Annotated in this window: 1 protein-coding gene; it reads right to left on the reverse strand. The window is 71.2% G+C overall.

Features of this window, described 5'->3' with window-relative positions:
• The coding region (locus OOT08_RS18360) for an FAD-binding protein (RefSeq protein WP_325094325.1) at positions 1-713 on the reverse strand (713 nt) is incomplete at both ends.

The raw sequence follows: 713 nt of genomic DNA on the forward strand, positions 1-713 counted from the left end.
GTAGAGGCCGGGGACGGGGGTGCCCGCCGCGCTCAGGACGGCCCCGCTCAGGTCCGTGTGCAGCCCGCCGAGGCTCTTGCGGGTGAGAACGTGCAGCTTCACCGCGATGAGCGGACCGGCCTTGGGATCCGTGAGCCGGTGCGGGGCGGCGACCCGGATGAGGCGATCGCCGACGTAGCCGCGGGCGGCGCGCATCGCGAGCACCTGCAGATCCTTCCCGAAACGGTTGCCGAGCGCCCCATCGCGGGCGGCGATCTCCGCCCGCACCCGGTCCCCGTCGAGCGGGGCATCCGAGAGGCCGCGCATCCGCTCGATCAACTCGGTCACGCTGTCCGCGGTCACGAAGTCCGCGCCGCGCTCCACGAAGGCTCGGACCGGGGCCGGGGCGCCCGAGCCCAGCCGGTCGAGCAGCTTGCGGACGCTCTTGCCCGTGAGATCCGGGTTTTGCTCGCTCCCCGAGAGCGCGAACTCTTTCTCGATGATCCGCTGGGTCAGCACGAACCAGGAGTGGTCATAGCCCGTCTCCCGCAGCGCCCGCAGGGAGGACAGCGTGTCAAAGCCCGGGAAGTTCGGGGCCTCCAGGCGTCTGCCGGTGGCGTCCAACCAGAGCGAGGACGGGCCGGGCAGGATCCGGATGCCGTGCCCCGGCCAGACCGGATCGTGATTCGTGATGCCCTCCGTGTAGTGCCACATCCGGTCGGCGTTGATCTGGG

This window comes from Leucobacter sp. M11 (assembly GCF_035726885.1).
Classification (GTDB): Bacteria; Actinomycetota; Actinomycetes; order Actinomycetales; family Microbacteriaceae; genus JAPFRB01.